Origin of the sequence: Nonomuraea zeae, assembly GCF_005889725.1 — a bacterium.
Classification (GTDB): Bacteria; Actinomycetota; Actinomycetes; order Streptosporangiales; family Streptosporangiaceae; genus Nonomuraea; species Nonomuraea zeae.
Genome location: NZ_VCKX01000278.1, coordinates 1 through 16,239 on the forward strand (window position 1 = coordinate 1; position 16,239 = coordinate 16,239).

Annotated in this window: 6 protein-coding genes and 1 pseudogene; all 7 read left to right on the forward strand. The window is 72.9% G+C overall.

The features are described from left to right. Positions 1-9,142 (forward strand): annotated as a pseudogene (locus ETD85_RS63855) (hypothetical protein); the annotation flags it as partial. 115 nt (positions 9,143-9,257) lie between these two features. Then, a complete protein-coding gene (locus ETD85_RS49615; protein WP_138696838.1) occupies positions 9,258-9,782 on the forward strand; it encodes a hypothetical protein in 525 nt (174 codons plus the stop codon). Beyond that, on the forward strand, positions 9,775-10,323 hold the full coding sequence (locus ETD85_RS49620; protein ID WP_138696839.1) for a hypothetical protein: 549 nt from the start codon (positions 9,775-9,777) through the stop codon (positions 10,321-10,323). Before ETD85_RS49615 ends, ETD85_RS49620 begins: the two co-directional genes overlap by 8 nt. Positions 10,324-10,431: 108 nt before the next feature. Next, positions 10,432-11,499: a trypsin-like peptidase domain-containing protein gene (locus ETD85_RS49625; RefSeq protein ID WP_138696840.1), complete on the forward strand. Its 1,068-nt coding sequence runs from the start codon at positions 10,432-10,434 to the stop codon at positions 11,497-11,499. Between the two features lie 4 nt (positions 11,500-11,503). After that, complete coding sequence (locus ETD85_RS63860) at positions 11,504-14,887, forward strand: SUMF1/EgtB/PvdO family nonheme iron enzyme (protein WP_170247270.1); 3,384 nt, start codon at positions 11,504-11,506, stop codon at positions 14,885-14,887. Between the two features lie 16 nt (positions 14,888-14,903). Beyond that, a complete protein-coding gene (locus ETD85_RS49640) occupies positions 14,904-15,767 on the forward strand; it encodes an AAA family ATPase (RefSeq protein ID WP_138696841.1) in 864 nt (287 codons plus the stop codon). Between the two features lie 24 nt (positions 15,768-15,791). Continuing rightward, positions 15,792-16,239 (forward strand): hypothetical protein (locus ETD85_RS49645; RefSeq protein WP_206059366.1); only part of this gene is annotated, 448 nt, incomplete at its 3' end.

The following is a 16,239-nucleotide window of genomic DNA, read 5'->3' on the forward strand; positions in this document are numbered from 1 at the left end:
GGCCCCGGACGACCCCGCCCGCCGATCGTCCGCCGCCCCTGACCACGCCAGGGGTACGCCCTCGGCGCCCGGCACGGGCCCGGCCGCAGGCACGAACAACGCCCAGAACACCGACCCGAACGCGGACCCGGACGCCGACCAGGACCAGGACCTGGACCAGGACACGGGCCAGGACACGGGCCAGGACACGGACCCGGAGCAGGTCTCGCGCAAGAGCGGCGCCGCGGCACCGGAGTCCGGCGCGGACCCCACGACGGCGGAGAACCCGGACCCCGACGCCGCATCGCCCGCGCCCGACAGCACCACCGACGAGGCGAGCGACACCACCGCGCAACCGGACGGCCCCTCGGCGCAGACCGATGAGAACGCCGCCCAGCCGGACGCCGCCGCACAGACCGGCGAGAGCGCGGCCCAGCCGGACGCCGTCACCACGCAGCCGGACGCTGTGACCACGCAGACGAACGGCGCCGACACCGCCGACACCGCGCCACCCGCCGCTCGTGCCCGGGTGGCGCTGATCGGCGCGCTGACCACGGACTTCGCGGACGCGGTGCTCGGCCCCTCCGGCGACCTGCTCGTCCCCGCCGGGAACGGCGGCGTCCGCGTGATCCCGGCCGCCCTCATGAGCCGCATCCGCGCGGCGCTCGACATGCTGGCCGAGGACGTCCAGGATCCCGCCGACCTCCAGGCGGAGGCCGTGGCCATGCTGACGATCGCCGAGGCGAGCGAGACGGTGCAGGACGTCATGACGGCGCAGGACGGCGAGAGCGTCCCCGCGTACACGAGCAAGCCCGGCACCGTCACCTCCAGGACGGTCGCCGGCACCCGGTACGTGAACGACGGCCGCGAGGGCCCCGACCTGGAGCTCGACGAGGTGTGGGACGCGGTGCGCGAGCTGCTCGCCGGCCACTTCCTCGACCAGGGCGTGATCAGCCTCACCCTGTCGCAGGACGGCCGGACGCTGATCGTGCGCACGGAGACGAACGGCACCCACCACTTCCGCGCCGTCGTCGGCAATCCGCACCCCGAGCTCATGGCGGAGACCAAGGTCAGGACCGGAACCGAGGGGGACCCGCACCTGGTCCACTTCGGGCCGCGCATCGCCGGCGACCAGCTCGCCAGGGTGTGGCTGCACGAGATCACCGACACCCTCCAAGAGGTGGCCTCGCCCAGGCGGCAGGGCGTCCTGCGGCGCAAGGGCGACCGCGGTCCCACCCAGAACGCGTGCCTGCCCGCCCAGCTCAACGAGCTGGCCTTCCTGGCCGAGAAGTGGCGGCAGGCCACGACCGTTCCGGAGCAGCGGCTGCTCGCCGTGGACATCGACGGCCTGGCCCGCAAGGTGCGCGAGCACGGTGAGACCCCGCCCCTGCCGCCCTGGGCTCCCCAGCAGGCCACCCGCTCGCAACAGGCGCCGGACTTACTCGGCGACAACCCCGCCGCCCAAGAGGTGCGGAAGGTCATCGCGGCCCTCGAAGGGGCGGAGCACGCGATCCAGCAGCAGATCGCCGCGAAGACCGCCAGCGCGGAGGAGGCCGGCCGGAACGCGCGCAAGGCCACCCGCCAGGCGCGCAGGGCGCAGAAGCAGCACGACCAGGGCCGCTTCGAGCGCGCCCGCAAGGCCCGCCAGCAGAACCGCTCGCACCGCGCCACGCAGGCCCGGCACGCCAGGATCGCCGCCGCGTACGAGGCCGCGCTGACGGAGGCGACGCGGGCCCGGCAGGCCTACGAGCAGCTGCTCGCGGCGATGAGCCAGGCCGGCCGGCCCGCCCAGTACGGCGAGGTCGGCATGGACGCCATCGCCGCCCGGCTGTCGGCCGAGGCGACCCGCCGCCACCAGGGCTACCTGGACGCGCTGACCGCGGCACTGCCGCACGAGCTCAGCCTTTCCACGGCCGTGCCCGCCGGCCGGCTGGCCCATCTCGGGAAGCTCACCGCCACCGTCAACGGCCTCCTGGCGCGCAACGGGAACGGGCACCAGTTCACCGCCGACGAGCTGGAGCGCGCTCTGCGGGCCGACTTCCACAAGGTCGTCTCCCCCGACGGCGTCGTGCTGCGCGTGGGCGAGGGTGCCAAGGCGGCCGAGGTGCGGGTCCGGCTCACGCTGTCCGACCTGGTCGAGGTGCTGGACCCGGGCATCAAGGCGTCCGAGATGATGGTGGGCCTGTTCTTCCAGTCGGGCCGCACGGTCTCCGCGACCGAGGCGGGCAGCGGCGGGTTCGCGGTCGGCTTCAACACGGGCGTCCTCGCCCAGTTCATGAACGAGGGCGAGTGGCCCAGGACGGTGACCGAGCTGCTGGGCGTCGAGATCGCCGGGACCGCGGGGCGCAACTGGTCGGCGTCGGGCGGCGCGGGGACGTACGCGCAGGGCGGCGCCGTCTCCGACAACAGGGGCGAGTCCCTGCTGTTCGACGCCGCCGCGACCTGGACCGTCGAGATCCGCACGAGGCAGTCGGAAGGCTGGCGGGACACCACGACCGTGAGCTCGGGCGACCCCGGCGACGCCTCCTCGCAGCGGCTGTGGGTCTCCCACTCCTTCACCGACCAGCCGCCGCGCAAGCTGGCCTGGGTCGACGACGCCCGGCGGAACCCGGAGATGCCCAACCACGTGCTGACCAGCATGAGCGACATGGAGGCCACGCTCGACCAGATCGCGGACGCGCTCGGCGGCGACTACGCGCGGATCGGCTCCGTACCGCGCGACAAGCTGCGCATGTTCCTCACCAACGAGTTCCCCCACCGGTTGCGCGACGCGGTGAACGGCGGGTTCGACCGCACCTTCACCAGGGGCGGCCAGCCGCACTCCCGGGTGCGCGCCGAGACCAGGGTCGTGCTGGTGGCCTCCGAGCCGCTGGGCGGGCCGAGCGCGGAGGAGTTCGAGGAGGAGGTGCTCGTCGACTTCGTCGCGCTGCCCGGCGGGGCGTCGTCGGGCGGGTCGATCGAGGTGAGTGCCGAGGCCGGGGTCAACCATGACGCGCTGAAGGGCGTCGACGTCGGCCCGTACCAGCCCACGATCGGCCCCAAGGCGAAGGGCGCCAGATCGGCGTCCCGCTCGTACGGGGCCACGGCCGCCAAACAGGCGATCCACCCGAGCGTGCACCGCAAGACCGCCCCCAAGCAGAGCTACCGGCTGGTGCTGGAGACCACGTTCATCGTGGAGGAGTTCGGCAAGCCGCCCGTGCGGCTGCGGCCGGTGCGGCACACGGCGGTGGTCAGCATGCGCGAGTCGGCCGCCTACCGCTTCGGACTGCCCGTCGACCGGGCGGCGCTGATCTACCAGAACGGCGTGCCGCTCCTGGACGCGGACGGCAACCAGGTGCTGCGCGGCGATCCGCGGCCGGGACCGCCGCCGGGGCGCAGGGCGGAGCTGCCCGAGTGGCTCGGCGACGGGCCCGGGCAGATGCGCGGCGCGGGCCCCGCCCTCGTCCAGGAGATCAGCGGGCTGCGCCAGGTCAGGCAGGACGTCCTGGACAAGCTCGCCGAGCGCGGCATCATCCCGAAGATCGTCAACGGCGTGCCGCAGTACGACTCCAACCGGCTCGTCCGCGCCAGTCAGATCCTCAACCTGCAGGAGGTCGAGGAGCAGCTCTCCGACCACCGCATCCGGTCGGCCTACGACTCGCTGGCCCAGGGGGACGACGTCGGCGTGGACCTGGAGCTGCACGGCCTGAACGCCGCCCCCGAGCACTACGTGCTGCGGGTGTCGCTGCAGCAGGACTTCAGCGACACCCGCTACATCGGGTACTCGGACACGGAGACGGTGGTCAACCTCGACATCGGCTCGGACACCTCGGCGCGGTCCGTCAGCCACTCCAGAACGTACGCGGGCAACGCCTCCGTCCGCGAGAGCGACGGCCCCGACGGGGGCCACGACGGGCTGTCCCACGGGGTGGGCGTCAACAGCGGCGGCAGCCACACCCGTACGACGGGCTCCAGCGACGGCGGCACGGTCAACGTGGTGACGCTGCAGGAGAACACCGGCCCGGTCGCGATCTTCTCGGTGGCGCACGACCTCAAGGTCGAGCTGCTGCACAACGGCGAGACCGAGGAGCTGGCGTCGGGGCGGGGAAGTGCCAGGCTGCTGTTCGCCGCCGACCTGCTCCCGTCGGCGACCCCTTCGGCGCCCGCGCCTCTGGGCACGATGTCCAAGAGGCTGCTGTCGCGGGCCAAGCTCCTGCACATGGACGCCAAGGGCGTGCTGGACACGGCGCAGCGGGTGCTGCCGAGGGGGATGCGCGCCGACTCGGTGGCGTTCCAGCATCTGACGGCGTTCCTGAACGTGCGCAACCTCGTCGCCCACCCCAAGGTGCTGCGCCAGGCGATCTCCACCAGGCTGGGCATCCGCGCCGACGGGACGCCCACCCGGTCGGAGCTGACGGTGGCGGGCGAGGTCGGCGAGACGGAGGTGCTGGCCGTCGTCGACCACGTGAACGGCAACATCCTGTTCGGGCTGAGCAGCGCGGGCGTGTCGTGGAGCGGCTCGACCGGCCACACCACCGGCGTGTCGACGAGCGCCGGCGACCTCGACAACGGCGGCACGGCGAGCGACAGCGGCAGCCTCGGGCTGCCGTCCCGGTCGGGCGGCACCTCCAACTCCACCTCGATCCTCGACATCTGGGGCACCGAGGAGCTCACGATCGAGACCGGCCGCCAGTACATCCTGCGGGCCGCCGTGAACCTCACTCTCACCGGCTCGGAGAGCGCGGCGAACATGCTGCCGGTCCCGGACCGGATCCCGCTCGGCCAGACCCTGACGGACACCGCGCAGGGCACCGCGCTGTTCTCGCTGCCCGAGTACGACGCGCTCCTCATGTACGCCGAAGGCGACCTCGACCTGCCGAGCACCCTGGTATCGGACGCGATCGAACGCCTGCTCAACGGCAACCTGGACCTCGACAAGAGCGTCGCCGTGCCGCTGGTCCAGCGCTACGTCAAGGAGATCGCCGAGGCGCGGGCGGCCGGCGAGGACGTCTCGCACGCCGCGCGGCACACGCCGAAGGCCCTGCTCGGCAAGCTCAGGGAGCTGACGGGCCTGGGCCGGCCGGGCGAGGCGCACGGGGAGCGGCAGCTCAGCAAGACGCTGAGCGAGGCCACGGAGCTGATCGACCGCGCCAGGGACGTCGTGCTGGCGGCGCCGTACGACAGGACCGTGGGCGTGAGCACGGTCGAGTCGCTCGACCTGACCGACGCGCAGGGCGAGCCCGTGGCGCTGATCGACGCCGTGCGGGACGCCGTGCGCGCCACCGCGCCGGACGCGCTGACCGCCAGCCCGACGCTGACCTCGGAGCTGGACGTCGACTTCTCCGACGACGCCGCGCTGATCCGCGTCACCGACATGTGGTCGCCGCGCGGCTTCGAGAAGAGCTATCACGTGCGGACCGGCACGCAGGTCTCGCAGACGGAGGAGGTGACGGTCAGGGTACGCCTGGAGCCCGACGACGGCGCGGATCCGGGCAGGGGGAGGTTCCTCACGCACACGTCGCAGGCCGGGATCATCGTCCAGCATTACCGCTACAACGACCGCACCCACTCCGAGTCGTACAACGGCTCCTACTCGGCGGGCCTGGACTACGGGAACGAGGACCACGCCGACGGCTCCGGGCTCGGCGTCGGAACGGACCGGAGCCGCTCGTACTCGGGCTCGGTCAACCAGCAGTCGACGCGGGTGCAGCGGACGGCGCAGTTCAACGGTCTCGACCGCGTGCAGCAGAACATGCGGCTGGTCATCGAGGTCGAACGCAGGCCGGTGCACACGGGCCGGTTCAGGGGCAGGTTCAAGGCCGCCTCCCTGCGGCGCATCACCCGGGCCACTCCCCCCGTCGTCTACCACGCCTCGCTGGTACGGCGCATCCCGACCGGCATGATCAGGCCGGCCGACCAGGATCCGGGGCCGGTCGTCACCGTTCCCGACCCGCGGGAGGTCGAGCTGCACCCCGGGCACTTCCCGGAGGCGCTGTGGCAGCACCCGGACAGGCCCACCCTGCTCGACGTCGTCACCGCCCGCCTGAGCAAGATGCTGGGCGCCAAGGCGGTCGAGGAGAGCCGGTCCGAGCTGGTCAGGCGGCTGTCTCCGTCGGCGCTGCTGAGCGCGTTCGAACGGATGGCGGGGCCGGACGGGGCCGTACTCGTGCGGACGGCCCGGCCGAAGTTCCACGACCAGGGGACCCAGGTCAACATCCGGGCCAGGATGTCGGACCTCACCGTGGTGAGCGGGCCGTTCGACGCGGAGAAGGGCCAGGTGGACAGGAAGGCCGACGCCCAGAACGTGACCGTGTCCCGTGGCCGCGTGCTGCCGGTCGGGGCGAACGGCAACATGAAGGACGGGCAGTCGGGCTTCAGCGGCCGCGTGCAAGGCGGGGAGCAGGCCTCGGAGAGCGTCACCGACCACCACGGGGCGCGCCGCGAGCGCAGCGGCTTCGAGACGGGCAAGGCGTACACCGTCCGGCTCAGGGTGGACTACGACCTCACGTTCCAGCACATGGCGCGGCTGCGCGACGGCAACGAGCACGCCGTCGGCAAGCCCGTGCACCTGCCCAGCGCCACCAGCGGGGAGGTGTACGTGACCCTCTTCGGGGAGGAGATCGAGGAGCTGCGCTCGCGGATGGAGGCGGGCGTACGGCTCGCGCCCCCGCGCGGCGACACGCAGGAATGGCCGACGTTCCCCTTCGCGCCCGGCCGGGACCGGCACGGGCTGATCCAGATCCTCGGAGAGGCGCGCCTGGCCGCCAGGGAACGCGGCGCCGTGGCGCGGGTGGCGGTCCGCGAGGCGGACGGCATCCACCGGTACCGGGCCGCTCCCGACGGGTCGCTGTACGCCGAGCAGCCCGACGGCGGCTTCGCCGAGGCATTCACCACCCTCTCGCCAGAGGTGCTGAACGCGGCCGATCAGGCGGGGGTGGACCTGCGGGACGTCTTCATGAACTCCGAGGAGCCGGGGACCTTCACCCAGCAGGTGGTGGCCGCGCTGGCGCAGCTCGGGGTGGCGCCGGCCGAGCCCGGCGACCCGGTCTGGCCCGCCGGCCCCGCGACCCCGGCCACGCCCGCGCCCGCGGTGCCGTCAGCCGGCGTGCCCGCGCCCGGCACCGCAGCATCCGGCACCGCAGTACCCGGCACCGCAGCACCCGGCACCGCAGCACCCGGCGCGCCCGCGTCCGGCGTGCCCTCGCCCGCGATCGAGGGGACGCCGTTCAGCAGGTCGGCCCGGCCGGCGGGGGTTCCCGACCTGAGCCTGGCCGAGGTGCGCGGGCAGCCCGTCACCGCGAGCGACCTGGGCGGGGCGGCCGCGAACCTGAACTGGCCCGGGGACGACGTGGTGGCCCTCCAGATCGCCGCCGGCCCCGACGAGAACGTACGGGTGCTCATCGAGGACCCGGGCGAAGGGCTCAACGCCGCCACGGAGCTGCGGGCCGGCACACCCGAGGATCCGCACCTGCTGCGGATCTGGAAGCGCGTGCACCCGGACCTCGTGTCGTCCATCCTGGTGCACGAGCTGTCGCACGTCGCGCAGGCGGCTACGGCGGCGGCGGCGGGAGCGCCGCAGGGCGTCATCAGGACGTCGCTGTCGGAGCAGCAGGCCGAGGGCACCGACCACTGCCTGATCCCGCGCCTGAACGAGCACGCCCACCTGTCGCAGAAGTGGCGGGCCGCGGGCGACACCGGCACGCGGGCGCGCCTGGCGGACGCGATCGACGCCATCGCCACCGACGTCGCGCGGCGCGGCCACACGCCGCCCCCGCCGCCGTGGGGAACGGGCCCGCGGGTGCCACCCGTCGTCCCGCCGCAGGGCCGGATCGCCCGCCTGCTCAACTCCAGGACGTCCGCGGGGCTGGACACCTCCGCGGCCGGGCTCGCCCGGCTGGCGGAGACGGCCGGGGTCGCCGGGGTGGCTCCGGTGGCGGGCCGGCCGGACGAGTTCACCGTGACCGTTCGCGGCGACTCCTTCACCCTCGCGCTGACCCCGGGCGCGCCGGACGCGGCTGAGGTGACCGTCGCCGGCCCGCAGGCACCGGACCGGCTCGTGCTCCAGCTGCCCGGCGGCGGCGGGGCGAAGACGGCCATCGCGGTGGCCGAGCGGGTCGCGGCCCACGCGGCGACCATGCCCGGCCACCCTGCCGCCAGTTCGGCCGTCCACCCTGCCGCCCACCCGGCCCGACCTGCTGCCCATTCGGCCGCCCGCCCCGCCGCCGACCCGGCCGCCACCGTGCCCGGCCAGGGTCCGGCGCGCGTGGCCGGTGAGCAGGAGGCGGTGCTGCTCGCGCGGATCCGCGGGCTCGTCGGCGCGGTGGCCGAGGCCGGGCCGCTCGACGGGCGCGCCTGGACGGCGGCCTTGCGGGCCGAGGTCGAGCGGGCCGGACTCGCGCCCGGGCAGCCCGGGTCGGCGGCCAGGCTGGTGGCACTCGCCCGGGCGGGCGAGCTGACGGCCCGGCACGTGGAGGCCATCCGCGGTCCATCGACGCTGCCGGAGGCGGCCTCGGCCAGGGCCATGGCGCGTGGCGCGGCGCTCATGGGCGCCCGGGTGCACGTGTTCGGTCCCGGCCTGATGGACATCGTGCTGCCCGGCCGCGCGCCCATCCCCGTCGAGGTGCGCTCGGGCCAGGATCACGGTCCCGGCCCGGGGATGCTGGCGTTCCAGGTGGACGACCGGCGTACGGTCGGCGCTAACGAGCGGGCCGCCGCCGCGACGGCCGCGGCGGCGGTCGCCGCGGCGCTGGGGGCGCCGGCCGCCGACAACGCGGCCATGGCCGAGCTGCACGAGGCCGTACGCCAGGCGCGGGCGGCCACCGCGGCGCAGCGGCCCGCGCGGCTCGGTGTGCTGTTCGACCTGGTCACCGCAGCGCGTCCCGAGATGTGGCGGCTCATCCCTGCCCCGGTGGCGGCCGAGCTGACCGCGCTCGCCGACGGCCGGCGCCCGCGGGACTGGCCCGCGTACCTGAACCACCTGCGCGTGCTCGCCAACACGACCGGCTGGTTCCCGGACCAGGAATGCCGCTGCCCGGCCGGCGAGCCGTGCACGTGCGGCCTGCGGGCCGTGACGGACCAGAACCAGAACCAGAACCGGGACCGGGACCAGGACCAGGGACGCCCGCGGACCGGAACGGAATGGCCGGAGCGCGCGCCGGCCGAGCCACAGGCCGTACCGGTATGACCGGCCCGGACCAGCGTGCGCGGGCGACGCCATCCGGTATGACCGACCGGGCCCGGGCCGGGCGTGCGCGGGCGGGGCTTTCCGGCATGATGGGACTTCCGAGGAGAGGACGGCTATGACATTCGCGGTGGCGCGGACGAGGGACGAGGCACACCTCTACCTCGACCTGCACCCGTGCGCCTGCGGCGAGGTGGACACCACCTGGCGCAGCGGGCTCGTCAGCGTCGAGGGACAGCTGGTCAGCCGCTACGCGGGCGCGTGCGGGAAGTGCGGGACGCCGAGGGAGCACCTGTTCGGGCTGCCCGAGCGGCCGGTGCCGCCCGCCGGCTACCCGACGTTCGGCGGGCCGGAGCCGTCGGAGCTGCTGGACGCGGGCGAGTGGCTGTGGGTGGCCGACCTGACGGCGGGCAACGTGCCTGCGGACGACCCGGCCGAGGCCGTACGCACGCTGCGGGTCGCGGCCGCGGCCGTCGAGGAGGTCGTCAAGTTCGTCCCGCCCGGCGCGGACGCGGTGCCGGCCGACGGGTTCTGGTCCCAGCGCGGGCGGCAGGTGCGGGCGGCCGAGCCCGGCAGGTTCGAGCTCGACCGGCTGCTGATCGTCAGGGACACCTACCGGGATCTGGCGGTCCGGCATGCCTGAGCAGGGGCTGGCCCGCTCGCTGGTGGAGGCGTACGTCTATCTCGACCTGACGGCGCCCGACGGCGAGCCGGGCGCGTCGCGGCGGGCGGAGGTCGCGCAGGAGGCGGACGGCTGGCTGGTGCGGCTCGGCGAGACGGAGGTGCTGGTCCCGTACGAGGCGGAGGCGGGGACCCAGGAGGAGGACCTGACCTTCGGCTTCGGCCTGTCGGAGCTGATCGACCCCGGCCAGTGGGTCCTCATCGCCGGCACGTACGCGAGCAGGGCCCTGGAGTCCGGGCTGTTCTTCGCCGCCGACCCGTCGGACACCGGCGGGTTCGACGAGGTCGCCGACGGCTGGCAGTTCGCGGCCGACGCCGTGGCGGAGGCGCTGAAGTTCTTCCCCGGCGACGCCGCCGAGCTGCCTCCGGATGCGTTCTGGAGCGAGATGGGCAGGTCGCTGCGAGAGTCGGAGCCCGGCAGGCTGACGAGGGCGAAGCTGGAGAGCGATCTCGCCTTCTACCGCCAGAGCCTCGCCGACTTCCACCGTCTCCATAATCGCTGAACCCTCCTTGTTTACCTTCCGCCACCGGTCGTTTACGCTGATGCCCGCGAGAGACTAGATCACGGCTCTCGGTGCCTGCTTTCGCCCCCACGTCTTCTGGAGAGGCCGGTGAGCATCAGGCTCAGCCCTGAGGATTTCGGGCGCGCGGCCGGCATTCTCAGCACGATGCCGGAGTTCCAGACGGCCCAGAACCGTGTCGACCTGGTGACCGACGTCTTCGCCGGGACACCTCGCAAGGACGACGTGGTGTCCTCGCTCAATCTCGACGGGGCTCCGCGCGCGGTCGCGGTGCGAGTCGTCGAACGCCTGCAGACCTTCGGCCAGGACGAGCCGGGGCGGGAAACGCTGGGTGTGCTCGTCAACAAGCTGCTGTCCTACCTGGGCGGCGGCGATGACGCCGAGTTCCTGCGCGGCCTGCTGCGGCGCTATCCGTTCCACACGAAACCGACGGCGGACCTCGGCGCCCCCGATCACTGGCTCGGGCGGGAGCCGCCCGGCGACCTCCGCGAGAAGATCATCGGCGAGAACACGCTCAGGGAGATCTTCATGCTGGAGCTCGCGCTCGACGCGGCGCGGGCGGTGGTCCGCCTCGACACCCCCACCTCGTACGGGACGGGTTTCATGATCACGCGTGACCTGCTCATGACGAACAACCACGTGCTCGCCGACAGCCCGGCCGCGGAGCGGACCGGCTACGAGTTCAACTATCAGGTCGACCGGCACAACCGCCCGGCCGAGGTGCGCACCTGCGGCGCGGAGCCCGGCGGCCTGTTCTACACGAACCCGGAGCTGGATTTCACCGTGATCGAGCTGCGAGACCCGCCGGCCGGCCTCACCCCGCTGGTGCTGAAGCCGGAGCGGACGAAGCGGGGTGACCGGGTGAACATCATCCAGCACCCGGGCGGTCACTACAAGAAGATCTCGTTCCAGAACAACTTCGTGGCCTACGCCGACGCACGGGTGATCCAGTACACCACGCCGACCCAGCCGGGATCGTCCGGGTCGCCGGTGTGCACCAACGATTTCGAGGTGATCGGGATCCATCACCGGGGCGGGCTCCTGAAGGAGCCGGGCACCTGGCGCCATCATCTACGGAACGAGGGCACCTCCAGCATCGCCATTCTCGACGACCTCGGCAAGAACGCGCCGCACGTCGTCGCGAGATTGACGGGCTGACGCCATGCCGGCGCTGCCCCAGGACCTCTTCGAGGACGTCCTGCGCTACCTGATGCCGCATCTGCGGACGCTCGAGGATCGCGAGGTGCTGAAGCCCGCGCTGATCCAGTCGGCCGAGCTGGAGAACATCCAGTGGGAGGGCCCGCCGCGCGCGTTCACCTCCCGGCTGATCGGGCAGCTGCCCGCGGCCCTGCTGAAGCGGGTGCTGCTCGCCATCCGGCCGGGGGCCGAGCAGCACGAGGTGGCCCGGCAGCTCTGCGCGCGCATCGACGCGGCCGGCCGGCGGCCCGGCGTACGGCCGCCGGGCGTGGTCCGGGCGAAGGCCGCACCGGCGGGCCAGGTGGCGGGGTTCCGCTCGCTGCTGTTCCGGCCGTTCGACGAGCTGGCGGCGCGCGCGGCCGCGCCCGTGCCGGTCGAGGACATCCACGCGAGGTGGCTGGAGTCGGCCCCTCCCGGGCAGCCGCTCATACTGATCATGGATTTTCCCGCCGACGTCCCGGCGACCCTGCTCGCCACCGCAGGGGACGCCGCGGACGCCGTCTGGATCGACGGCGAGGCGCTGACCGTGCCGGCCGAGGCCGCCTCGCCCGACCCGGCGGAGGTGGACGTCGAGGCGCTCGCCCCGGCCACGATGCTGGTCGACTTCTCCGGAGCGCCGCCCGAGCGGCACCTCGCGCCGGACGCCGCCGACTTCGGCCCCGACCTCTACCGGCTGCTGGCCAGGGCGAGGAAAGCCGGGCACCGGGTCGTGGTGGCGCTGCCCCGGTTCGTCCTGTCCCGGCTGAACCGCGAGACGTTACGCCGCCAGTCGGCCTGGATCTTCGGCTCGGCGGAGTTGTTCTCCGAGGCGCACGCCCATCGCGCGCAGTCGTGCGAGCGGCTGCTGGGCGGCCGGCTCCCGTGCAGAGACGTCCTGTTCCCGCTGCTCAGCGCGAACAGCGCCACGCTCGCGCACGAGAGCGCCAGGATCCTCGCGAGCATGACGGGCGGCCGGCTCCGCGTCACCGACACCGACGAGCTCGCCTTCCTGGTCGGCTTCGCCCGCAGGCTGACGGAGGCCGGCTTCTACGAGATCGCCTTCCGGCTCGAAGGCCACTGCCGGTGCCGGTCACGACGTCAGGGGTTCGTCCCGCTGTCGGCGGATCTGTGGAGCGATCCAGCGGCCGGCCAGCGCACCTCGGTCGTGGGCTTCGTGGAATCGACCGTCGAGCTGCCCGCGATGATGAGACACGGGCTGCTGGCGGGCGCCACCGGCACGGGCAAGACGGCCTCGTTCCGGCAGATCGAGCGCCACTGGCTGCTGCCGCGACCGGCGGTGCACGGCGCGCGGGTCCCGGCCTACCTGCCGCTGTACGTGACGCTCGGCAAGGCCGGCGAGTTCGGCCTGCGGCGCCAGATCGGCGAGCGGCTCGGCGACGACGCCTTCAGCCGGTTCGACGAGGCCGGGGACCGTCACCGCCTGGCCTGCCACGCGCTGGTCGGCCAGCTCGGGACGCCGGCCGTGCTCGGCGGGCTGTTCAGCTCCCCGCTCGTGCTGCTGCTGGACGACGTCGACCGGCTCTCGCCCGCCAACGAGCGCCGGCTCACCAGCGACCTGAGCACCCTGCGCAACCAGCACCCGGACCTGGCCGTGCTGCTGGCCTGCCGCGACGCCCGGATGGCCCGCCTGACGCGGCTCGGCGTGGCCGAGCTCCGGGAGCTGAGCGAACCGCAGATGAGGCTGTTCGTGAAAGAGGGGCGCGGGCATCCGTCGCTGCTCGACCTGGTGGCCGCGAACGGCAAACCCATCTCGCGGTACGTGCGCAGCCCCCATCTGCTGAAGCTGATCTGCGACCTCGACCTCACTGACGAGGACATCGAGAACGCCAACCTGCGGAAGATCATCGACCTCTATGTCGCCGGCTCCGGCCAGCGGGTCCTCACCGACCACCGCAGGAGGATCGTCGAGAGCCGCCTGGCGGAGGTGGCGCTGGAGCTGAAGACCGCGCAGGAGCACCACCGGCTCGGCCACGAACCGGAGGACCAGGAGCTGATCTCCGCCGGGCGCGCGCTCGGGCTGCTGCGGCGGCTCGACGATCCCGGTGTCCTGGAGTTCCGGTTCGACACGCTGCGGGACTATTTCGCGGCCAGGCAGCTGGCGCGGGAGATCGGCGAGTCCGGCGTGGCCGACGTGCTCGGCGCGGCGCTGAGCGGAGCCGGCGAGAGCGCCGCGGCCGTCTGGGGGGACGCGCTCAGGATCCTCGCGGGGCTGCTGCGCGGCGAGCAGGCGGTCGAGCTGGCCGACTTCCTCAGCCGGCACGTCGATCCGCGCCTGGCCCACGAGTGCGTGCTCGAGCGGGCCGTCGAGGGCCCGGCCGCCCAGCACGGGACGGCCGCGCTCCTGGCCCGCCGGATCGCCGGGAGCGACGACCTCGCGGTCAGGATCGAGGACGCCAGGACGCTGGGCCGGCTCGATCCGCGGATCCCGGTGGACGCGCCGCTGCGCGGCCTGGTCGACATCCCCGGCTCCGAGCTGATGGAGCCGTTCAAGGTCGGCCGCTACCCCGTCACGAACATGGAGTTCGCCATGTTCGTCGAACGCGGCGGATACCGCGACGAGCGCTTCTGGCACGTACAGGGCTGGGACTGGGTCCAGACGAACAAGATCCGCTTTCCCCGCTACTGGCAGAACAACCGGCTCAACCAGCCGAACCAGCCGGTCACCGGGGTCAACTTCTTCGAGGCCGCGGCCTACTGCGCGTGGCTGACCCGCCGGCAGGACGGCCACGTCTACCGGCTGCCGTCCGCGGCCGAGTGGGATCGGGCGGCGCACGGCGACGACGGCATCTTCGAGCGGGTCCTGCGTACGGCCCGCGAAGCCTTCGGCCAGGGCGCCGCCGAGCAGCCGGGCCCGCGGCGGGGCAGCTCGTCGATGCTCGCCGGGATCAGGCGCTGGATGGAGGGAAGCAGGCCCGCCTTCGACGGGGCCGGCGCTCCCCCGGCGGAGCCGGACGCCGAGCGGCAGGTCCATCTCGACGACGAGCTCGTCTCGACGATCAAGACGTACATGACCCGGCGCTACCAGGAGCAGCTGGACCATGGGGCGGTGACGCCGGTGGGGCTGTTCCAGGCGAACGAGCTGGGGTGCCACGACCTCTTCGGCAACGTGTGGCAGTGGTGCGGCACGGCGATCTCGGTCCTGTCCCCGACGGAGCAGGCCGCGCAGGACCTGCCTCGGGCGCCGTCGCTGGACAAGGGGCTGTCGATCGTGGTGAAGGGCGGCTCGACCGCGGGTTCGCACAACCCCATCTGGCTGCTGATCGGCGGCTGGTTCGATCCGCTCGTCAGGTTTCACCGACTGGGATTCCGCGTCGCCGCCCGCGTGGCGAGAGCGCGGCGTACGGATTAGGAAGGAGAACACGCGTATGGCGCGCGAAGTGCTGATCAGCGACACCGTGATCGAGCTGGCGGAACCGGCCAGGATCCCGGAGCGGACCTTCGTCGGCCGCGCGGAGGAGCTCCAGATGTGCCGGGTCGCGTGGGGGGTGCGCCCGGACGGGACCGACTTCATCGACAGCGACGTGCCGCCGCTCAGCTTCCGCCTGGAGGGCGCGCCGGGGCTGGGCAAGAACGAGATCGTGTACGAGATCGCCCGCCGGCTCGGCCTGCCTCTCTACATCATCCAGGGCCACGAGGAGCTCACCCCGGAGGACCTCGTGCTGCTGCTGACGCCCAATCCCAAGGCCGAGTACTCCGACTCCGTGCCCGCGCTGACGCTCCGGGCCAGCCCGCTCTCGACGGCCCTCTACACCGGCGGCCTGTTCTTCTTCGACGAGATCAACCGGGTCCCCGAGCGGGCGCTGAGCCCGCTGGCCTCGGTGCTCGACGGGCGGCAGTACATCTACTCGGCGATGGCGGGCATCAACATCGGGCCGCCGAACCAGGAGGCCAGGAAGAGCTTCCGGTTCTGCTGCGCGCTCAATCCGTCGTTGAGCAACGCGGGGCACGTCCTGCCCGAGTACATCGAGCAGCGGACGCTGCCTGTCATCGAGATCGACCACCCGCCGTTCGAGGACCTGCACCAGATCATCCAGGCCAGCCTGGACCCGTCGCCCGATTTCCTCAGCGCGTTCACGGAGTGGTACCAGCAGGAGGAGCGGGCGGACGTCTCCGTCCGGCAGGCGATCGCGTTGATGAACTACGCCATGAGCTACGAACAGCAGGTGGGCGGCGCGAAGCTCGGCGTCCTGCAGAAGGTCTCGTCATTCATCCTCGGCCGGAAGAGCTGAGCAAACGAGAGCGCAGGTGCTCACGTGGATCGTCCGCTTCCCTATCTGGAGCAGGGCAACATCTATTTCGTCCCCGTCCTGCGCCACCATCTCAACTTCGCGGTGCAGGTACAGCAGGCCGCGCGCCTGCTGCGGCTCGGCGAGCAGGACCTGGTCGTGGTGGGGCTGCCCGAGTCGGTCCGCGAGCCGACCCTTGAGGCCGTCCGCACCAAGCTGCCGCGCGTGTCGCTGATCATCTCCTCCCTCAGCGACAGCGACCAGCGAGAGGTCTTCCCCGTCACCCCCTGTGACGGCATCGTCGAGGCCATCCGCATCGCGACCGAGCGGAATGTCCCGCTGCGGTTCATCGACCAGGAGATCGCGCCCGGCCACCTGGTCGACCACTTCTGCCTCGCCGACGAGGACTGGCCCGACGACGGCCTGGCGCTCGAACACGGCGCCGAGTGGTACCTCGACCTGATCACCGAGCGGC

Bases quoted from the DNA above. Each gene is read 5' to 3' on its own strand.
- ETD85_RS49620 (WP_138696839.1), top strand. From the start codon at position 9,775: ATGCCTGAGCAGGGGCTGGCCCGCTCGCTGGTGGAGGCGTACGTCTAT.
- ETD85_RS63860 (WP_170247270.1), top strand. From the start codon at position 11,504: ATGCCGGCGCTGCCCCAGGACCTCTTCGAGGACGTCCTGCGCTACCTG.
- ETD85_RS49615 (WP_138696838.1), top strand. From the start codon at position 9,258: ATGACATTCGCGGTGGCGCGGACGAGGGACGAGGCACACCTCTACCTC.
- ETD85_RS49640 (WP_138696841.1), top strand. From the start codon at position 14,904: ATGGCGCGCGAAGTGCTGATCAGCGACACCGTGATCGAGCTGGCGGAA.